This is a genomic window from Microbacterium testaceum (assembly GCF_029761935.1).
Lineage (GTDB): Bacteria > Actinomycetota > Actinomycetes > Actinomycetales > Microbacteriaceae > Microbacterium > Microbacterium testaceum_A.
The window spans coordinates 1,199,700-1,219,192 of record NZ_CP121699.1; the positions used below are offsets into that span (position 1 = coordinate 1,199,700).

The 19,493-nt window shown below is 71.3% G+C and carries 21 protein-coding genes and 1 riboswitch; of the genes, 12 read left to right on the forward strand and 9 right to left on the reverse strand.

Annotated elements, in window-relative coordinates:
- Positions 1-65: 65 nt before the first annotated feature.
- The 5 genes from QBE02_RS05935 to QBE02_RS05955 all read right to left on the reverse strand — a co-directional run bounded on the left by QBE02_RS05935 (position 66) and on the right by QBE02_RS05955 (position 4,618).
- A complete protein-coding gene (locus tag QBE02_RS05935; protein ID WP_279367508.1) occupies positions 66-1,379 on the reverse strand; it encodes a hypothetical protein in 1,314 nt (437 codons plus the stop codon).
- A 130-nt stretch (positions 1,380-1,509) separates the two neighbouring features.
- Complete coding sequence (locus QBE02_RS05940) at positions 1,510-1,833, reverse strand: DMT family transporter (RefSeq protein ID WP_056227061.1); 324 nt, start codon at positions 1,831-1,833, stop codon at positions 1,510-1,512.
- A gap of 10 nt (positions 1,834-1,843) precedes the next feature.
- Positions 1,844-1,908, reverse strand: a riboswitch (guanidine-III (ykkC-III) riboswitch).
- A 189-nt stretch (positions 1,909-2,097) separates the two neighbouring features.
- On the reverse strand, positions 2,098-2,958 hold the full coding sequence (locus QBE02_RS05945) for a CPBP family intramembrane glutamic endopeptidase (protein WP_279367509.1): 861 nt from the start codon (positions 2,956-2,958) through the stop codon (positions 2,098-2,100).
- On the reverse strand, positions 2,955-3,680 hold the full coding sequence (trmB, locus tag QBE02_RS05950) for a tRNA (guanosine(46)-N7)-methyltransferase TrmB (RefSeq protein WP_279367510.1): 726 nt from the start codon (positions 3,678-3,680) through the stop codon (positions 2,955-2,957). Before trmB ends, QBE02_RS05945 begins: the two co-directional genes overlap by 4 nt.
- 104 nt (positions 3,681-3,784) lie before the next feature.
- Positions 3,785-4,618 carry a DUF3097 domain-containing protein gene (locus QBE02_RS05955; RefSeq protein ID WP_279367511.1) on the reverse strand — a complete coding sequence of 278 codons (834 nt, stop codon included), beginning with the start codon at positions 4,616-4,618 and terminating at the stop codon, positions 3,785-3,787.
- Between the two features lie 125 nt (positions 4,619-4,743).
- On the opposite strand from QBE02_RS05955, the gene QBE02_RS05960 reads away from it, so the two are divergent.
- The 4 genes from QBE02_RS05960 to QBE02_RS05975 all read left to right on the forward strand — a co-directional run bounded on the left by QBE02_RS05960 (position 4,744) and on the right by QBE02_RS05975 (position 9,009).
- On the forward strand, positions 4,744-6,825 hold the full coding sequence (locus tag QBE02_RS05960) for a TPM domain-containing protein (protein ID WP_279367512.1): 2,082 nt from the start codon (positions 4,744-4,746) through the stop codon (positions 6,823-6,825).
- Between the two features lie 93 nt (positions 6,826-6,918).
- A complete protein-coding gene (locus QBE02_RS05965; RefSeq protein ID WP_074694165.1) occupies positions 6,919-7,674 on the forward strand; it encodes a PspA/IM30 family protein in 756 nt (251 codons plus the stop codon).
- A 70-nt stretch (positions 7,675-7,744) separates the two neighbouring features.
- On the forward strand, positions 7,745-8,557 hold the full coding sequence (locus tag QBE02_RS05970) for an arginase family protein (RefSeq protein ID WP_279367513.1): 813 nt from the start codon (positions 7,745-7,747) through the stop codon (positions 8,555-8,557).
- Positions 8,554-9,009 carry a Fe-S oxidoreductase gene (locus QBE02_RS05975; protein ID WP_279367514.1) on the forward strand — a complete coding sequence of 152 codons (456 nt, stop codon included), beginning with the start codon at positions 8,554-8,556 and terminating at the stop codon, positions 9,007-9,009. The genes QBE02_RS05970 and QBE02_RS05975 overlap by 4 nt, the downstream gene beginning before the upstream one ends.
- Positions 9,010-9,094: 85 nt before the next feature.
- Here the strand turns inward: QBE02_RS05975 and QBE02_RS05980 are convergent, their stop codons facing one another.
- The 3 genes from QBE02_RS05980 to QBE02_RS05990 form a co-directional block, all read right to left on the reverse strand.
- Complete coding sequence (locus QBE02_RS05980; protein ID WP_056227049.1) at positions 9,095-9,559, reverse strand: SIP domain-containing protein; 465 nt, start codon at positions 9,557-9,559, stop codon at positions 9,095-9,097.
- A 90-nt stretch (positions 9,560-9,649) separates the two neighbouring features.
- On the reverse strand, positions 9,650-10,360 hold the full coding sequence (locus tag QBE02_RS05985; protein ID WP_279367515.1) for a tyrosine-protein phosphatase: 711 nt from the start codon (positions 10,358-10,360) through the stop codon (positions 9,650-9,652).
- Positions 10,357-10,893 carry a carboxymuconolactone decarboxylase family protein gene (locus tag QBE02_RS05990; RefSeq protein WP_279367516.1) on the reverse strand — a complete coding sequence of 179 codons (537 nt, stop codon included), beginning with the start codon at positions 10,891-10,893 and terminating at the stop codon, positions 10,357-10,359. The genes QBE02_RS05985 and QBE02_RS05990 overlap by 4 nt, the downstream gene beginning before the upstream one ends.
- 101 nt (positions 10,894-10,994) lie before the next feature.
- On the opposite strand from QBE02_RS05990, the gene QBE02_RS05995 reads away from it, so the two are divergent.
- From QBE02_RS05995 to QBE02_RS06030, 8 genes are all read left to right on the forward strand, one after another.
- Positions 10,995-11,912 (forward strand): alpha/beta fold hydrolase, encoded by a 918-nt coding sequence (locus tag QBE02_RS05995; RefSeq protein WP_279367517.1) that lies wholly within the window; start codon positions 10,995-10,997, stop codon positions 11,910-11,912.
- A 144-nt stretch (positions 11,913-12,056) separates the two neighbouring features.
- Positions 12,057-13,568 carry an ABC transporter substrate-binding protein gene (locus QBE02_RS06000; protein WP_279367518.1) on the forward strand — a complete coding sequence of 504 codons (1,512 nt, stop codon included), beginning with the start codon at positions 12,057-12,059 and terminating at the stop codon, positions 13,566-13,568.
- Positions 13,565-14,515 carry an ABC transporter permease gene (locus QBE02_RS06005; protein ID WP_279367519.1) on the forward strand — a complete coding sequence of 317 codons (951 nt, stop codon included), beginning with the start codon at positions 13,565-13,567 and terminating at the stop codon, positions 14,513-14,515. Before QBE02_RS06000 ends, QBE02_RS06005 begins: the two co-directional genes overlap by 4 nt.
- The gene (locus QBE02_RS06010) at positions 14,512-15,381 is read left to right on the forward strand and encodes an ABC transporter permease (protein WP_279367520.1); all 870 of its coding nucleotides are present in this window, start codon (positions 14,512-14,514) and stop codon (positions 15,379-15,381) included. The genes QBE02_RS06005 and QBE02_RS06010 overlap by 4 nt, the downstream gene beginning before the upstream one ends.
- Complete coding sequence (locus tag QBE02_RS06015; protein ID WP_279367521.1) at positions 15,378-16,202, forward strand: ABC transporter ATP-binding protein; 825 nt, start codon at positions 15,378-15,380, stop codon at positions 16,200-16,202. The genes QBE02_RS06010 and QBE02_RS06015 overlap by 4 nt, the downstream gene beginning before the upstream one ends.
- Positions 16,199-16,990 (forward strand): ABC transporter ATP-binding protein, encoded by a 792-nt coding sequence (locus tag QBE02_RS06020; protein ID WP_279367522.1) that lies wholly within the window; start codon positions 16,199-16,201, stop codon positions 16,988-16,990. Before QBE02_RS06015 ends, QBE02_RS06020 begins: the two co-directional genes overlap by 4 nt.
- A 237-nt stretch (positions 16,991-17,227) precedes the next feature.
- Positions 17,228-18,286, forward strand: coding sequence for a M4 family metallopeptidase (locus QBE02_RS06025; RefSeq protein ID WP_279367523.1), 1,059 nt, complete (start codon positions 17,228-17,230; stop codon positions 18,284-18,286).
- Entirely contained in the window at positions 18,273-18,611 is a 339-nt protein-coding gene (locus QBE02_RS06030) for a protealysin inhibitor emfourin (protein ID WP_279367524.1), read from the forward strand. Before QBE02_RS06025 ends, QBE02_RS06030 begins: the two co-directional genes overlap by 14 nt.
- A gap of 235 nt (positions 18,612-18,846) precedes the next feature.
- Here QBE02_RS06030 and QBE02_RS06035 read toward each other — a convergent pair whose 3' ends face one another.
- Positions 18,847-19,461, reverse strand: coding sequence for a GNAT family N-acetyltransferase (locus QBE02_RS06035; RefSeq protein ID WP_268103547.1), 615 nt, complete (start codon positions 19,459-19,461; stop codon positions 18,847-18,849).
- Between the last annotated feature and the right edge of the window lie 32 nt (positions 19,462-19,493).

Below are 19,493 nucleotides of genomic sequence, written 5' to 3' on the forward strand. Positions count from 1 at the left end.
CGAGTCCGGGAACGAGAGAGGGACGGCGTCGTATGGCGCCGCCCCTCTCTCGTGTCAGGGTCGGATCACGGGTTGCCGCGGGTCCACAGCAGGAGGATCGCCACGGCTTGGAGCACGAGGCATCCCACCAGGATCGCCGTGCGACGACGCGGCGTCGACGACCACCGCTCGTCACCAAGGAGCGGCGCCATCGGCATGAGCAGGCGGAACGTGCTCTGCTGCGGCAGGAACACCGCGAAGATGTAAACGCCGTAGCTGAAGCCATACGCCACGACCATGAGGCCGAGCTTGCGGACGGGGCGCGACCACATGAGGGCCGCGAAGGCGACGATCAGCGCGATCACGAGGACGATGCCGACCACGCCGAGGTGCGTTCCCGCCTGGCGGAACCACGGGGTGAAGGGCGTGAACTCGTCGTTGCCGACGTAGTCGAGCCACCAGCCGAGCTCGGTGCGGATGTAGGCGTTGTGGGTTCCGGTGACGTACTGGGCGATGTGGTTCCACGACAGGCCCGCCGCGGCGATGACGAGACCGGATGCCATGAGCGAGGCCCACTCGCGCACCGGGAACGGATCGACCTTGCGGCGGAAGAAGCGCACGAGGAACACGATGCCCAGGGCGAGACCCAGGGCCAGGACTCCCGGACGCGTGTACGCCGTGATGAGCCCGATCGGGAGGATCCAGAGGTAGCGCCGCTTGATGGCGAGCAGCATGCCCGCGAACATCAGCAGCATGAACAGGCCCTCGCTGTAGCCGATCACGAAGAGGAACGACATCGGCGCGAAGGAGAAGAACACGACCGCCCACCACGCGGGCTGGGGCTTGGTGACCGTGCGCAGGAGGACGAACAGCAACCAGGTGGCGCCGAGGCTCGCACCGAGGCTCAAGAGCACGGCGACCGGCTGCCACCCCAGACCGGTGGCGCCCGAGAGCACCCGCACCATCGTGGGGAACACGGGCAGGAACGCCCAGTTGTTCGGCAGGATGTCGCCCGAGACGTTCATCGGCAGCGACATGGGGTAGCCCTGCGCGGCGATCTGCCCGTAGCGGTCGGCATCCCACCCGGTGAGGTAGTCCCAGAAGGTGCCGAGACGCTCGCCGTCGGGACCGAAGCCCCAGCGGGCCGCCTTGGCGATCGAGTAGAAGCCCCACAGCATGCCGAAGTTGACCACGCGGGCGATGGCCCACAGGAACAGGACCTTGGTGAACGCGCCCCGCTCGACGGGGACGATGCCCTCGGGCGTGCGGAGGACGTCGCGCCCGTACTGGGCGAGGGCACGACCGAGGCGCGAATCGCGCACGCGGTCGAGGCGACGCTGTCGCCCGATGACGGGGGACGGGCGTGTCGCGGGGGCAAGCTCGCTCGGCGGTGCGCTCACTCGGAACCTTTCACGGGGGAAGACATGGGCGAGTGACGACGGTGTCTGGCCCGGACAAGTGCAATTGGGGAGGATCGTACCGGATGAAACCGAACGTTCCATCCGGTTGACTTTCGGGGAAATGCCCTGATCAGTGGCTGTCGCCCACGAGCTTCAAGCCGACGACGCACCCCACCAGACCCAGGACGAGCAGCACCTTGACGACCGAGACGGCCTCGGTCCCGCTGATCATCGCGACCACGACGGTGAGAGCGGCGCCGATCCCGACCCACACCGCGTACGCCGTTCCGGTGGGGATCTCGCGCATCGCGAAGGCGAGACCGCCCATGGATGCCACGAGGGCGACGCCGAAGATCACGCTCGGCCAGAGCTTGGTGAAACCCTCGCTGCGCCCCAGGGCGGTCGCCCAGACGGCCTCGAGGATGCCGGACAGGATGAGAACGATCCACGACATGACGGTGCTCCTTGGCCAGTCTTGTCGCAGTCCGGGTACTGATCCGTCGTCCGGGGACGCGGGTCGGCGTCCGGGGCCCAGCGTAGCGAGCCGACCTGGGCAGTTCCCGGGCACCGCGGCATCCGCTCCCGCTCCCGCTCCCGCGATAAACGCTGATTCTTCCGAGACACGGCGTCGCGCAGCGTGTATCGCGAGAATCGGCGTTTATCGCAGACGACGTGAAGCTTCGGGCGGAGTGGGACGCAGGGGTGCCGGCATCCGGGATCAGATCAAGAAGATGGATGCCGAATCGGGATTGTGCGCGTGCACGAGGACTCCGAAGACGACCGCGTCGAACAGCAGGTGCACGGTCACGACGTACCAGAGCGAGCGGGTCTTCAAGAAGAGGAAGCCCTGCACGATCGCGAACGGGACCGTGAGCAGCGGCCCCCAGGCCTGGTAGCCGAGCTCCCACAGGAACGACACGAACACCACCGCCTGCAGCAGGTTGGCGGTGAGATCGGGGAAGTGCCGGCGCAGCAGCACGAAGACCGTGCAGATGAAGAAGAGCTCGTCCCAGATGCCCACCGCGCCGACGCCGACGAACAGGCGCGCGATGAGGTCGCCCGTGACGACCTCGGGCCAGTTGCGGTAGACGCCCGACGTGATGAAGTAGAACGGCAGGATCAGGTAGCCGAGCACGATGACCCCGCCCAGCCACGCCCACTGCCACCAGGTCCAGCGGCCTCCCCCGCGCCAGGGGAAGCGGATCGCGTCGTCGCGGTAGACGAAGCGCGAGACCACGTACGGCACGACGACGGCCCCGCCGAGGGCGAGGGTGAAGCGCACGAAGGCGGCATTGTCGAGCTCGGCGTGCAGCGGGATGAGGCTGACGATGAACTGCCCCACCGCGATCAGCGACACGTCGCGTGCGATGCTCGGCTCCTCGCTCCGGGCCAGGGCGACGCCGCCACGACGGTCGACGAGCACGGCGGATGCCACGGCGAGCGCGAGCAGGATCCACCCGAGCCACACGATCTGCACGACGAAGAGCGCGGGGGCGGCGAGGCACACCGCAAGTGCCGGGATGAGCTTGGGCGTCCACGTGGAACGCTCGCGGACCGGCACCGCGGTGTGCGCGGTCACGGCGAGACCCGGGTGTAGGTCAGGTCGCGGATGTCGCGACCGACGCGCAGGCCCTTGCGCTCGAAGGCGGTGAGCACGCGCCCCTCGAACCTCTCGGCCCATTCCCCCGCGAACGCCCGCTCGAAACCGGGGGCGTCGTCGAGCACGTCGCGCATCTGGTCGGCGTAGTCCTGCCAGTCGGTCGCGAGGCGCAGCGTGCCGCCGGGGCGGATCGCTCGAGCGGCGATGCGCGCGAACTCGGGGGCGACGAGGCGACGCTTGGTGTGCTTGTTCTTGTGCCAGGGGTCGGGGAAAAACACCCAGAGCTCGTCGACGGATGCCGCGGGCAGCAGGTGCTCGAGCACCTCCGGCGCGTTGGCCTCGACGAGGCGGAGGTTCTTCGCGCCCTCGCGGTCGGCGTCGAGCATCGTGCGCGCGAGCCCCGCGGTGAACACCTCGACGGCGAGGAAGTCGGTGTCGGGGTGAGCGGCCGCCGCCGAAACGATCTGGTGGCCCTGGCCGGAGCCGATCTCGACGACCAGGCGGGCGGTGCGACCGTAGACCGCGGCGGGGTCGACGGCACTGCCGGGCTTGACGCTGGTGGTGGCGGTGGCGCGCTCGACCGGCAGCAGGTAGAACGGCGAGAGCTCGGCCCACGCGCGATCCTGCGCCTCCGACATGCGACCGCTGCGGCGCACGAACGACACCGGCTTGTCGCGGAAGGCGGGGGCTGTGGCATCCATGTCGTCCAGGTTATCCGCCGCGTCAGGGGCCGCCTTCTGTCGCTCAGCGGATGCGGAGGCGACGCTTTCGGACGCCTCGCGCGAGAGGGAGCGCTTGCGGCCGCTCACGGGACGGTCACGAAATCGATGAGTTCCTCGACGCGGCCGAGCAGGGCCGGCTCGAGGTCGCGGAACGTGGTGACCTTCGACAGGATGTGCTGCCACGCGCGGGCGGTGTCGGCCTGCTCCTCGGCGGGCCAGCCGAGGGCGCGGCACACGCCCACCTTCCACTCGATGCCGCGCGGCACCTCGGGCCACGCGGCGATGCCGAGGGCACGGGGGGTGACGCACTGCCATACGTCGACGAAGGGGTGACCGACGATGCGCACGTGGGCGCCGTGGCGGCCTCGGGTGATCTTCTCGGCGATGCGCGACTCCTTGGAGTTCGGCACGAGGTGGTCGACGAGCACGCCGTAGCGGCGCTCGGCGGTCGGGGGCTCGGCATCCAACTTCTCTGCGAGCAGGTCGACGCCCTCGAGGAACTCCACGACGACGCCCTCGGCGCGGAGGTCTGCGCCCCACACCTTCTCGACGAGCTCGGCGTCGTGCTTGCCCTCGACGAAGATGCGGCTCGCGCGGGCGGTGCGCGCGCGCTGGTCGTCTGCCGCGAAGGAGCCGGACGCCGTACGGGTGCGCCCTTTGGGTGCGGCCACGGGGGCCTTCAGCACCACGGGCTTGCCGTCGACGAGGAAGCCGCCGCCGAGCGGGAACAGCCGGCGCTTGCCGAAGCGGTCCTCGAGCTCGACGTTCATGCCGTCGATGCGGGTCACCGCACCGACGAAGTCGCTGCCCGCGACCTCGACGACGAGATCGGCGGATGCCGCGACCTCGGCGGGTCTGATGCGTCCGGCGTCGCGCCACCCGCGGGCGAGCACGTCGGTGCCGTAACGGTCGTCCATGGTGTACCTCCGAGCGTTCGAGCCTAGGCGGCGCGGGTGTGCGCTGACAGCGGACGCGCCGCTCCTACCCCGCTGTCGGCGGTCGTTTATAGGGTGGAAGGATCTGGCAAACCGAAGGGGACTGCATGCGAAAGCCGAACGTGCTGCACACGATCACGGTGCTGCTGCTCGCGTTCGTCGGCGTCCTCGTCGCTCCCCTCAGCGCTGCGGCGATCCCCCCGCCCGCGCTCGGCTCGAGCTACGTGCTCGATCAGGCGAACGTCCTCACCGACGCGCAAGAAGCCGACGTGCAGCGGCGACTACTCGCGCTCTCGGAGCAGACGGGCCTCGACCTCTGGGTCGTGTACGTCGACGGCTTCGAGGACCCGACCGGCGCGGACGACTGGGCCAACGAGACCGCCAACCGCAACAACCTCGGCCCGCACCAGTATCTGCTCGCGGTAGCCATCGAGGGCGACACCTTCCAGTACTACCTCTCGGGCGACGTCGACGCGGGCGGGATCTCGGCCGCCCAGCTCACCTCGATCGAGCAGGACAAGGTGCAGCCGGCGCTCGAAGCGGGCGACGACGCGGGCGCCGCGATCGCCGCGGCCGACGGGCTGCGCACCGCTCACGCGAAGGCCGGCGGCAACATGCCGAACCCGCCCCCGACCCCGGCGACCCAGAACGGGCCGGCCATCGTGCCGATCGTGCTCGTCGGCGTGCTGTTGCTCGCGATCGCCTCCGCCCTCGTCTGGCTGGCCGTCCGCCGGCGCCGTCGCGCGGCGGCCGGGGCCCCCGACGCCTCCGCCGAGAGCGTGGAAGACCTGTCGCGCCGCGCCGGCTCCGCGCTCGTGGCGACGGACGACGCGGTCAAGACCAGCGAGCAGGAGCTCGGCTTCGCCCGCGCGCAGTTCGGCGACGCCGCCGCCGCGCCCTTCACCGAGGTCTTGGCTCAGGCGAAGGCCGACCTCGAGCGGGCGTTCTCGATCCAGCAACAGCTCGACGACTCGACCCCCGAGACCCCGGAACAGCAGCGCGCGGGGTACACCGAGATCCTGCGGCTGTGTGCGTCCGCCGACGAGGCGCTCGACGCCAAGGCCGCGGCGTTCGACGAGCTGCGCGCCCTCGAAGCCGACGCTCCCGGCGCCCTCGCCGCTGTACAGCAGCGGCACGCCACGGTGGCCGCGGCCCTGAGCGCGGCGGAAGCGGGACTCGGGCGCCTGTCCGAACGCTTCAGTGACGACGCGCTCTCGTCCGTCGCCGACAACCCGACGCAGGCCCGCGCGCGCCTCGAACTCGCGAGCACCCAAGAAGCCGCCGCTGACACCGCCCTCGCCGAGGGCCGCACCGGGGAGGCCGCCGTCGCCATCCGCGCCGCCCAGACGGCGGTCGCCCAGGCCGACACCCTCGAACGCGCCATCGACTCTCTCGACGCGGCCCTGTCCGACGCGCAGCAGCGCGCGGCGGCCCTCGTGGCCGAGATCGAGGGCGATCTCGCTGCGGCAGCGCAGCTCCCCGACCCCGACGGACGCATCGCCGCCGCCGCGGCCTCGTCCCGGTCGCAGCTCGACGACGCCCGCGGTGCGCTGTCGGCGTCGCGGCCGAACCCGATGCGGGCGTTCGAGACCCTGCAGCGGGCGAACGCCACGATCGACACCGTGCTGGCCGAGGCGCGTGACGCGGCCGAGCGTCGCCGCCGCGCAGAAGGGCAGCTCGACGCGACCCTGGCCCAGGCACGTGCTCAGGTGACCGCGACCGAGGACTTCATCTCCGCTCGCCGCGGCGCCGTGGGGGCGACGGCGCGGACGCGTCTCGCCGAGGCGGGCGCCGCTGTCGTCCAGGCCGAACAGCTGCGCACCGACGACCCGGTGGCGGCGCTCGCCGCGGCCCAGCGCGCGGCACAACTCGCGGCCGCGGCCGATTCCGCCGCGCAGAGCGACGTCGGATCGTTCGGCGGCGCGGGCGGCGGGGGCGGCGACATGATGGGCGCCATCCTCGGCGGCATCGCGGTGAACGCGATCCTCGGCGGAGGGCGCTCACGCGGCGGCTTCGGCGGCGGCGGCCTGGGCGGTCTCGGCGGATCTTTCGGAGGTCTTTCCGGCGGCGGGGCCCGCTCGCGCGGCGGGGGCTTCTCCGGCGGCGGGCGCTCGCGCAGCGGCGGAGGCGGAGGCTTCTCCGGCGGCGGCCGCAGTCGCGCCGGCGGCGGACGGGGATCGCGCCGCTAGTCCACCCCTCGCGGCACCGCCGCCCGATCACAGACAATTCGTAGTAACCGCCACCAGACTCGACACCGTCGCCCTCAGGAAGGAACACCCCGCATGGCCAAGCAGTCCATCTTCGGTCGCATCCAGACCCTCGTCCGCGCGAACGTCAACGCGCTCCTCGACCAGGCCGAGGACCCGCAGAAGATGCTCGACCAGCTCGTCCGCGACTACTCGAACTCGATCGCCGACGCCGAGTCGGCCATCGCCGAGACGATCGGAAACCTCCGTCTGCTCGAGCGCGACCACCAGGAAGACGTCCAGGCGGCGGCCGAGTGGGGCAACAAGGCCCTCGCCGCCAGCCGCAAGGGCGACGAACTGCGCGCCGGCGGCAACCTGAGCGAGGCCGACAAGTTCGACAACCTCGCCAAGATCGCCCTCCAGCGTCAGATCACCGCCGAGGGAGAGGCCAAGGCCGCCGCTCCCACGATCGCCGCGCAGACCGAGGTCGTCGACAAGCTCAAAGACGGCCTGAACGGTATGAAGACCAAGCTCGAGCAGCTCAAGGCCAAGCGCAACGAGCTCACCGCTCGCGCCAAGGTCGCCGAGGCGCAGAACAAGGTGCACGACGCCGTCAAGTCGATCGACGTGCTCGACCCGACGAGCGAGCTCGGCCGCTTCGAAGACAAGATCCGCCGCCAGGAGGCCCTCGCCGCCGGCAAGCAGGAGCTCGCCGCTTCGAGCATCGACGCGCAGTTCAACGCCCTCGAGGACGTGGGCGAGCTCACCGAGGTTGAGGCACGTCTGGCGGCTCTCAAGGTCGGCGGCCCGCAGCGCGCGGCCATCGACGCCCCGAGCCCCGACCAGGTCTGATTCACCCCCGCGAGTGCATCGCCCGGTCGACCGGGCGATGCACTCGCGTCTCCGGCGTGAGGGAAGCCGCATGACCCGATTCATCGTCGCCCCGCAGTGGCAGGGCTCGTCCTCGTCGCGGGCGATGCAGCTCGTCGATGGCGCCGAGGCGATCGCCGGCGACCTTCCGCGCGCCTCGACGACCGTGCTCGCCGCGCCGACCGAGGCCGGCGACGCTCAAGGCAGCCGCGTGCAGCGCCTCAGCGCCATCGTCCGCATGCGCGATCGCATCGAGGAGGCCGTTCGCGCCTCCGACGAGACGGCCGTCGTCGTGGGCGGCGACTGCGGGGTCGCCCTGGGTGCCGTCTCGGCCATCGCGGGCGACGATCTCGCGGTCGTGTGGATCGACGCGCATCCCGACCTGAACACCCCCGAGTCCTCCCCCAGCGGCGCCTTCACGGGCATGGTGCTCCGCGCGATCGCGGGCGAGGGCGAGGACCTCGTGCGTCTCGACCCGGGCATCGCGCCGTCGCGCCTCGTCCTCGTGGCCACACGCGCCTGGGACCCCGAAGAAGAAGCGTTCGCCGCCGGCCACGGGATCACCGTCGTCCGCGCCGACGAGCTGTCGTCCCCCGACGCTCTGGCCGACGCGGTCGCGGCCACCGGTGCGACTCGCACCCACGTGCACATCGATCTCGACGCGCTCGATCCCGCCGACATCGCCGGCGTCGCACAGGCCGTGCCCTTCGGCGCGCGCACCGCCGACGTCGTGGCATCCGTTCGCCGCCTTCGAGAGCGCCTCCCGATGGCGGGCGCCACTCTCACCGAGTTCTCCCCCTCGTCGCCCGCGGCGGCCGTCGACGACCTGGGGACGATCCTCCGACTGATCGGGGCCCTGGCGTGAGCCCCCTCCCCCCGCCTCCCGCGGGCTGGCGCCAGCGCGCCGACAGGGCTGTCGCGCGCGGCCGCCGACTCGACCGGTTCATCCCCGGCGTTCTGCTCGACTCCCCCGTAAGCCGGGTCGGGTACTGGTACGGGTGCACCGTCGGATGGGTCTGGGGCTCGCTGTGGAGCACGGGACGCATCGAGAAGCGTCAGGGCCTGTGGGTGTTCCGCGGGCTGCCCTCGTGGGCGTTCCCTCGCGGGGGCGTGTGCGTGGGCGGATGCTTCCTCACCGGCGACGATCGGCCGACCGACACGGTGCTCGGGCACGAAGCCGTGCACCGCCGTCAGTGGCGGCGATACGGATTCCTCATGCCGGTGCTGTACGCGCTGGCCGGGCGCGACCCCCTGCACAACAGATTCGAGATCGAGGCGGGTCTCGTCGAGGGCAACTACGTGCCCCGCGGGAGCTGACCCCGCCGCATACGTCGTCGGTGAGCCGCGTGACACAGCCGTCGGTGACGCATGTCGAGCGGACCCCGCGCGATCGGAAGGCGCGTCAGCGCGCGGTGGCGAGGCCGAAGCGCTCGGGCGTGTGGATGGCCTGCGCGTCGACGCCGTGACGGGTCACGAGTTCGTCCACGATCTCGGCCGTACCCAGGTAGCCCCCGAGCAGGATGACGCGCGTCGCGTCGTCGTCGCAGCACAGCATCTCGCCAGCCCAGCCCGACACCGCACGCGACAGCGCCTCGCCCGCGGCGCAGCCACGGCCCGTGCCGGGAGCGCCGCCGCGGCGCGAGCGGTCGAGCCACGTGAGCGTCATGCGCGCGGGGGCCGCGATCGAGCCGATCCACGACGCGTCGGGGACCTCCACGAACACGCGACCGGTCGAGCAGATCGGCAGCGTCGCGAGCAGGGCCTCGAGCTCGGCGAGCGAGGTCTCGTCGGCCGTCACGAGGTGCTGCACGCGGGTGTGCCGCGACGCGCGGCACGCGGCGGCGTTGTGCTCGGTGGAGATCGACATGATGACTCCACTATACCCGCGACATAGGTTTGCCTAACCTGTGTTCACGCTCAGTATCTCGACGTCGACACGACGGCGCGATCGCGCCGCTCAGTCGATCAGCACCTCGCGGAGCCGCTCGATCTCGGCCGCGCTCATCCCGTTGGCGAGCAGATACCCCGCTGCGGAACCGAACTCCCGATCGAGGCGATCGAGCAGGACCCGCATGACCGGCGCCGGCGAGCGGGTCGCGAGCGCCTCGGCGTGCACGTTGCCGGGATGGACGGCACGGATCGCGGCGAGCACCCGCGCGTTGCGCTCGGCGGAGAGGAAGTCCTCGGTGCGGGCGTAGTCGGCGATCACCGCCTCGCGATCCACACCGGCCGCGGCGAGCGCGACCGCGACCGTGACCCCGGTGCGGTCCTTCCCCACCGTGCAGTGAACGAGTACGGGCTGCGCGTTCAGGATGCCGCGGACCGCCGAGACGACCCGATCGGCGGAGTCGTCGACCAGGGCGGCGTACATGTCGTCGAGGCTCAGGTCGCGCGCGAAGAACGAGGCGACCGACCCGAGGAAGAGCGGTTCGTGCTGGATCTCGACCCCGTCGTCGAGTCGGCTGGGCGCGTGGGCGACCTCGGACTCGTCGCGCAGATCGATCACCCTCCGGATGCGGAGTTCTCGGAGGGTCCGCGCGCCCGCCTCGTCGACCGCGACGAGGTTGCCGGAGCGGTAGAGCACGCCCGAGCGCGTGCGACCTCCGCCCGCGGGGAGGCCGCCGACGTCGCGGAAGTTCACCGCCCCCGAGACGAGCGAGCCGCTCACGGCGCACCGTCCGCGTGCACGTGCGGTGACGCCGGGGGCGTGGCATCCCGAACCGCGTTCTCCGCGGGCGCGGCGCGTGGAGGAACGGGGTACCGACCTGCGATGGCGACGCGATTGAAGGCGTTGATGGCGACGAGGACCCAGCTGAGCGCGACGTACTCCTGCTCGCTGAGGATGCCGCCGGCCTGGTCGTACACCTCGTCGGGGATGCCGCCCTCGTGGATGAAGGTGAAAGACTCCGTCAGCTCGAGCGCGGCCCTCTCGCGCGCGTCGAAGACGCCCGACTCGCGCCAGGTCGCGATCTGCGCGATCACATCGGCGTCCAGTCCGGCTTTCACCGCGGCATCGACGTGCACCCGCACGCAGTAGGCGCATCCGTTCAGCTGCGAGGCGTGGATCTGCACGATCTCGCGCAAGCGGGCGTCGATGCCCGCGTCGGCGGCCAGTCGCCCCACAGTGGTCGAGAACGAGCGCAGGGCCGCATACGCCTCGGGAGCCGACTTCGAGAGGTGCACGCGCCGTTCTTCACCCATGGCCACAGCCTACGGCGGCCCCGCGGGGTCGGGACGGGTGATCGGTGACGTCGTACGGCGCGGTGGTGGCGGCATCCCGCCCGCGGTGCCAGGCTGGTCGAATGCCCGAGCGCGACGAGTTCTCGTTCCTTCCCGCCCAGGCGACCGATCTCGGTCGCGACCTCCCCTCCGTCGAACGGGTGCAGCTCACGCTCCCCGACGGGCGCACCCTCAGCGGGCTGCGGTGGGGCGACGCTCCCCCGGCGGTGACGCTGCTGCACGGCGCCGGCCTGAACGCCCACACGTGGGACACGACCCTCCTGCACCTCGGGGTCCCCGCTCTCGCCCTCGACCTGCCGGGTCACGGCGACTCCTCGTGGCGGGACGATGCGGCGTACGTCGCACGCGTGCTCGCCCCCGACGTCGTCACCGCCCTCGGGGAGTGGACCAGCGGTGCCCAGGTGCTCGTGGGCCACTCGCTCGGGGGGCTCACGGCGGCCGCGGTCGCGGCATCCCGTCCCGATCTCGTCTCGCGCCTCGCGATCGTCGACATCACGCCGGGAGTCGATCCGAGCGCCGGGCCCGCGCAGATCCGCGCGTTCTTCGCCGGTCCGACCGACTGGGCGTCGCGCGAGGAACTCGTCGAACGCGCCCTCTCGTTCGGCCTCGGCGGCTCACCCGAGGCCGCCGCCCGCGGTGTCTTCCTGAACTCCCGGCTGCGCCCGGACGGCCGGGTGGAGTGGAAGCACCACTTCGCGCACCTCGCCGCGGCCGCCGCGAACGCCGGAGCCGATCCCACCACCCCCGACGCGGTGAAAGCCGTGCTCTCGGCGACCGGATGGGACGACCTGGCCGAGGTGACGGCCCCCGTCACCCTCATCCGCGGCGAGCGCGGATTCGTCACGATCCCGGATGCCGAGGAGCTCGAGCGTCGCGTGCCCGGGGCCGTCGTGCACGCGCTCCCGACCGGGCACAACGCGCAGGAGGAGGACCCGGAGGGTCTCGCGCATCTCGTCCGCTCCCTGCTCCCCTCCCCCTGACCTTCCCTGCCGTTCCCCGTCATCTCGCGTCGCGCTCCGTCACAGAGGGCGTCGAGCGCAGACGGGTGAAAGTAGGCTGTTGCCACCCCTGCTCGGCATCCACAGCACCCCGATGCCTCGGCCTGCGAAAGGACACACCCCGCAATGCTGCGCCGCACCGCTCTCGCCACGAGCATGCTCCTGATCGGAGCGCTCCTGCTCACCTCGTGCACCGGCTCGAACACCACGCCGAACCCCACCGGAGAAGCCGACCCGAACGCCACCCTCACGGTGCGTCTGTCGCTCGAGCCGGCCAACCTCGACATCCGCCACACCAGCGGCGCCTCGCTCGAGCAGGCGCTCGTCGACAACGTGTACCAGGGCCTCGTCACCCGCAACGGCGACGACTCCAACGCGATCGTCTCCGCCCTCGCCACCGCCTGGGCGGTGTCGCCCGACGGCCTCACGTACACCTTCACCCTCCGGCAGGGCGTGACCTTCCACGACGGCAGCGCCCTCACCGCGGACGACGTGGTCACCTCGCTGCAGACGGCGAAGGACGACCCCACCATCCAAAGCAGCTCCGACCTGAAGAACGTCGCGTCCATCGCCTCGCCCGACGCCTCCACGGTCGTCGTGACGCTCGCCCAGCCGAACATCGACTTCCTCTTCGCGATGACCGGTCGCGCCGGACTCATCTTCAAGAGCGGCGACACCACCAACTTCCAGACCGCCGCCAACGGCACCGGTCCCTTCCGCGTCGAGAGCCGCAACGCGGGACAGAGCCTGACCCTCTCGCGCTACGACGGCTACTGGGGCGATAAGGCCGGAGTCGCCGAGGTCGTCCTCGACTACATCCCCGACCAGAGCGCCGCCACCAACGCCGCGGTCGCCGGCGACGTCGACGTCGCCCTCGAGATCGACCCCGAACTGCGCGGACAGATCGAGGGCACGAACAACTTCACGATCGAGTCGGGCCTGACCACCGACAAGGGCACGCTGGCCTTCAACAACCAGCGGGCCCCGCTGAACGACCAGCGTGTGCGCGAGGCGCTGCGCCTGGCGATCGACCACAAGGCGCTCATCGACACCCTCGGATCGGGCAGCGAGCTGTACGGCCCCATCGCCCCGCTCGACCCGGGATACGAAGACCTGTCGGGCAGCATCTCGTACAACCCCGACCGCGCCCGTGAGCTGCTCGCCCAGGCCGGGGCCGAGAACCTGAACCTCACGCTGACCATCCCCAATGTCTACCCGACGACGATCCCGACCTTCCTGGTGTCGTCGTTCGCCGACGTCGGAGTGACCCTGAAGGTCGACTCGGTCGACTTCAGCGCCTGGCTGCAGGACGTTTACCAGAACCACGACTACGACCTCAGCTTCGTGCGCCACGTCGAAGCCCGCGACTTCGGCAACTGGGCGAACCCCTCGTACTACTTCGGGTACGACAACGCCGAGGTGCAGGGCCTCTACTCCCAGGCGCTGGCGACCACCGACGAGCAGCAGTCCTCCGACCTGCTCGCCGAGGCCGCCCGCATCGTGAGCGACGAGGATGCCGCCGACTGGCTGTTCCTGTCGACCCCGCTGACCGCGGTGGGCACGAACGTGGCGAACTTCCCGAAGAACTCCCTCAACGTGCGCCTGCCCCTGGCCGGCGTGACGGTCGCGGCGGAGTGATCCGCTACACGCTGACACGGCTGGGCCTGCTCGTGCTGGGCCTGGCCGTGGCCAGCGTGCTGATCTTCGTCTCGCTGCGGGTGCTCCCGGGCGATGTGGCACAGCTCATCGCCGGCACCGAGGCGACCCCCGAACAGGTCGCGGCGTTGCGGTCGAGCCTCGGCCTCGAGGCGCCGCTCTGGACGCAGTACCTCGACTGGATCGGCGGACTGATCCGCGGCGACCTCGGCACCTCGCTCATCACCGGCACCTCCGTCGCATCCGAACTGGCCGACAAGGCGCGCGTCACCGTCCCCCTCGCGGCGATGTCGTTGACGGTGGCGCTGATCGTCGGTATCCCGTTCGGTGTGCTCTCGGCCCTCGGCCGGCGGCGAGCCGGGGGGACGGCGCTCAGCGTGGGGGCCCAGGCGCTGGCGGCGGTGCCCGTGGTCTGGGCGGGCATGATGCTCGTCGTCGTCTTCGCGGTGTGGCTCGGCTGGCTCCCGCCCCAAGGGTTCCCCCGCGCGGGATGGAACGACCCCGCGGCCGCGTTCCGCGCCCTCATCCTCCCCGCGCTCACCATCGGCGTGGTCGAGGGGGCGATGCTCCTGCGCTTCGTCCGCAGCGCGACGCTCCAGGCCCTCGGCCAGGACTACGTGCGCACGGCCGCCGCGAAGGGGCTCACTCGCACGCGTGCCCTGCTCAGCCACGGCCTGCCCAACGTCGGCCTCTCGGTCATCACCGTGCTCGGCCTCCAGATCGCCGGGATCATCGTCGGAGCCGTCGTGATCGAGCAACTGTTCACCCTCCCCGGCGTCGGCCGCATGCTGGTGTCCGACGTCGCTTCGCGCGACCTCCCCAAGGTCCAGGGCGAGCTCCTCGCCCTCACCGGGTTCGTGCTGCTCGTCGGATTCCTCGTCGATCTCTCCCACCGCCTCATCGACCCCCGTCAGAGGGAGGCCTCATGACCACCCTCCGGCGGCTCTGGAGCCTCGGCACCGGGCGATTCGGCATCCTGATCGTCGCTCTTCTGCTCATCACGGCCCTCGTCTCGCTCGTCTGGACGCCCTTCGACCCCGCGTCGGTCGACGCTCGGGCGCGCTGGAGCGATCCATCGTGGCCGCACGTGCTCGGAACCGACAACAGCGGTCGAGACATCGCGAGCCTGCTCATGGCCGGAGCGCGCACCACCTTCGTCGTCGCCGTCGGCGCCGGAGTGGTGGCCTCGGTACTGGGCATCGCCCTCGCCGCCCTCGGCTCGCTGACGGCGCGGTGGATCCGCGAGAGCGTCGCCGTGCTCGTCGACATCCTCATCGCCTTCCCCGTCCTCATCATCGCCATGATGATCTCGGCCGTGTGGGGCGGTTCGCTAGCCGTCGTCATCTGGTCGGTGGGCATCGGCTTCGGCGTGAACGTCGCCCGCGTGACACGACCCGAGCTGCGACGCGTGCTGCACAGCGACTTCGTGCTCGCGGGGCGCGCGAGCGGCCTGTCGACCGGGCAGAACCTCACCCGGCACCTCCTGCCGAACGTCGCACCGGTGTTCATCGTGCAGCTGTCGTGGGGAATGGCGGTCGCCGTGCTGGCCGAGGCGGGGCTGTCGTACCTCGGCTTCGGCGCGCCCGTGACCCAGCCCTCGTGGGGAGTTCTCCTGAGCGACCTGCAGGCCTACATCGCCGTGCACCCCCTCACCGTCGTCTGGCCCGGTCTGGCGATCACGCTGACCGTGCTGGGGCTGAACCTGCTCGGCGACGCCCTGCGCGAGGCGGCCGACCCCACCCTCGGCGAGCGCACCCCCGCGGCCCGCACGCACGTGCCGGGGGTGGTCGCATGAGCCTCGCCGTCACGGACCTGCGCGTCGAGATCGGCGGCCGGGCCGTCGTCGACGGCGTGTCGTTCGAGGTGCCCGACGGCGCCCGCGTCGGCCTGATCGGCGAATCCGGCTCGGGCAAGTCGATGACCGCCCTGGCGATCCTCGGGCTCCTCCCCGACGGCGCCCACGCCACCGGCAGCATCGTCTGGAACGGCCGCGAGATCCTCGGCCTCGCCGACCGCGAGCTGGCCCGCCTGCGCGGCGACGACATCGGCATGGTCTTCCAGGAGCCCCGGACGGCGCTGAACCCCATCCGCACCGTCGGCCGGCAGATCGGCGAATCGGTGCGCATCCACGAGGGCGTCTCTCGGCGCGAGGCTCTCCGTCGCGCCGTCGCCGAGGCCGAGCGGGTCGCCCTCCCCGGTCCCGAACGCATCGTCTCGCGCTACCCGCACCAGCTCTCCGGCGGCCAGCGGCAGCGGGTCGCGATCGCGATGGCCCTCGCGTGCCGACCGCGGCTGCTCATCGCCGACGAACCGACGACGGCGCTCGACGTCACCATCCAAGCGGGGATCCTGACCCTCCTGCGCTCCCTCGTCCAGGATGCCGGCATGTCGCTCGTCTTCATCACCCACGACCTCGCGGTGCTCGCGCAGGTCGCCACCCACGCCGTCGTCCTCGAGAACGGCCGGGTGGTCGAGCAGGGCGCCGTCACCGACCTGTTGAAGGCGCCGTCCTCGCCCGTCACGCGGGCGCTGCTGCGCGATGCGACCGCGACGCTGTGGCATCCCGAGCTCCCCCCTCGAGAGATCGCGGCCGACGATGCAGAGGAGACCCCGTGACCGAGACGCTGATGCGCGCGCGCGGACTCTCGCGCGCCTACCCCACCCCCCGGACGCGGGGAGTCGGCCGGGCCGAGCAGACCGTGGGCCTCGCCGACGTCGACCTCTCGGTGCTGGCGGGCAGCGCGGTCGGGATCATCGGCGAGTCGGGGTCGGGCAAATCGACGCTCGTGCGCCTGCTGCTGGGCCTCGACGTGCCGAGCGCGGGCACCGTCGAGGTCGACGGACGCGCCGTCGACGCCCGCGGCTCGGCGCGGTCTCTGCACTGGCTGCGACGAGCGACCGGCATGGTCTTCCAGGACCCGTACGCCTCGCTCGATCCCCGCATGAGCGTCGAGCGCATCGTGGGCGAGCCGCTGTGGGCGCTCGGGATCGAGGGCGATCGCCGCGCGCGGGTCCGCGAGGTGCTCGAGCAGGTCGGTCTCGACGCCGGCATGGCCACGCGGTTCCCCCACGAGTTCTCCGGAGGCCAACGCCAGCGCATCGCCCTGGCTCGCGCGATCGTTCACCGCCCGCGCATCCTCGTCGGCGACGAGCCCCTCTCGGCCCTCGACGTGACGGTGCGCGCGCAGATCCTGCGCCTCATCGCGCGGCTACGGCTCGAAGAGGACCTCACCCTCGTCCTCGTCTCGCACGACATCGGCGTGGTGCAGAACGTGTGCGACCAGGTCGTCGTCATGAAGGACGGCCGCATCGTCGAACAGGGCCCCACCGAGAAGGTGCTGCTGCAGCCGCAGGCGGCGTACACGCGGCAGCTGCTGGCGTCGATTCCGACACTGCCGGGCTGACGCGGGGCTCGCGCTGCGGGACGGGTGGGGCCGTTCCGCGCCGGCGTTGCGGGGTAGTGGGCGGGCACGAGAACAGGAGGTGTCACCGGGACAGGCTGATTCCACCACCGAAATCGTCCTGTTCTCGGAGCATCTCTTGTTCTGGTGCGGGTGCAGCCCGCCCGGCTCTTCGAACTGCTCCCCCACGCGCCGATCAAGGGATCCCGCGATGTCGGAGGTCGGCGCTACCCTCGGCGCATGACCCCCGGTATCGTCCCCCCGTTCCTGCTCGACCGACTCGCCTCCACCGATGACCCGCGCATGGCCCGGGCCGCCGAAGCGGCGCGCAAGACCCTCGCCGTGCCGCGGCCGACGCGTCCGACACGATCCCGCCTGCGACTGTCGATCGAGGGCGACACCCTCGTGGCCGAGACCGGGCCGGCGCCCGATCGCATCATCTCCGACGCGGCGAACACCGAGAACCTGCCGGGTCGTCGCGTGCGCAGCGAAGACGACGGCCCGTCGGGCGACACCGCGGTCGACGAGGCCTACGACGGTCTCGGCGAGACCTACGACTTCTTCTGGGACGCCTTCGCCCGCGACGGCATCGACGCCGCCGGCGGATCGCTGCTGGCCACCGTGCACTTCGGCGACGACTACGACAACGCGTTCTGGAACGGCGAGCGCATGGTCTTCGGCGACGGCGACGGCGAGGTCTTCGTCGGCTTCACCCGATCGCTCAGCGTCATCGCGCACGAACTGGGGCACGGCGTCACCGAGGCCTCCGGCGGCCTCGAGTACCAGGGGCAGTCGGGCGCGCTGAACGAGTCGCTGTCCGACGTGTTCGGCACCCTCGCCGAGCAGCACCACCGGGGTCAGACCGCCGATGAGGCCTCGTGGCTCATCGGCGAGGGCATCTTCGCCGCCGCGGTCCAGGGCGAGGCCCTGCGCTCGATGAAGGCACCGGGCACCGCCTACGACGACGACGTGCTCGGCAAGGACCCGCAGCCGGGTCACATGCGCGACTACGTCGAGACGACCGACGACAACGGCGGGGTGCACATCAACTCCGGCATCCCGAACAAGGCCTTCTACCTCGCCGCCACTGCGCTCGGCGGGTTCGCGTGGGAGCGTGCCGGTCTCATCTGGTACCGGACGATCACCGCCGGAACGCTGTCGCCCACGGCGGACTTCTCGGCGTTCGCGACCGCCACCCTGTCGGCCGCGGCCAGCGAGTACGGTGAGAAGTCGGAGGAGGTCGCCGCCGTCCGCGCCGCGTGGGCCGGGGTCGGCGTCGAGGAGGATGCCGCAGCCTGACACCGAGAACGACACCGAGAGCGCCGGACGCTTCGTCGTCATCGTCGTGCGCTCCGGTGGTCTCGCGGGCCTGTCGAAGCAGTGGCGGGCCGAGCCCGACCCCGACGGACTCCCCCGCTGGCAGCAGCTGGTCGAAAGCTGCCCCTGGGACGAAGCTCCCGCCGCGTCCCGGGGCGCCGACCGCTACCAGTGGCGTATCGAGGTGCACCACGGCGACACCGCCGTCCATCAGGCGCGCCTCGACGACGGACAGGTGGAGGGACCCTGGCGCACCCTGGTCGACGAGGTGCGGCAGGCCGCTCCCTCGCGCCCCGTCCCTCGTTAGGCGTCGCGCGGACTCGCGCCCCACGCGAGCTCGGGCCCCGGGGCGGGCTCAGGCCCCAGGGCGGGCTCGGCCCCAGGGCGGGCTCAGGCCCCGCGCCGGCGGCATCCGTTCGGCTGCTCACCCTTCGGCATAAACGCTTTCCGTGGTCATAAACGCTGTGAGACAGCGTTTCTCGTCACTCGGAGCGTTTATCGGCGATCCGAAAGCCCCGACCGCACCCCGCACCCGCGCGGAATCAGCCGAACAGCCGCCGTCGGGGCTTCTTCTTCGACGGGATGCTCTTCTGCAGGTACACGACGCCCAGCCAGCGTCCGAATTTGAAGCCGACGCGCCCCATGCGGCCGACCTCGGTGAAGCCGAGCTTCTCGTGCAGGGCGATCGAGGCGTCGGCGCCCTTGTCGCTGATCGCGGCGACCATCTCGCGGATGCCCAGGTCCTGGCACGCGGCGACGAGAGCTTCGAGCAGAGCGCGTCCGAGGCCCTTGCCCGCGGCCGCCTGGCCCAGGTAGATCGAGTTCTCGACCGTGTAGCGGTACGCCGATTTCGACTGCCACGGCTGCACGAGGGCGTATCCGAGGATCTGACCGCTGGGCGACTGGGCGACGAGGAAGGGCAGCCCCAGCTTGTGGAGGGTCGCGAATTTGTCACGCCACTTCGCGAGCGACCAGGCCTTCTCGTCGAAGGTCACGACCGAGTTGCGCACGTAGTAGTTGTAGATCTCGCGGATGTCGGGGATGTCGGCCTCGGTCGCCGGGCGGATCTCGAAGGCGAAGGGCTGCTCCGGCTTCGGCGTCGGGCGCAGGTGGGCGGGCAGCCGCCGACGGCTCTTCTCGTACTCCTCTTCCAGCACTCCGCCACTCTACGGGCGTCGCGGTTTCGCGC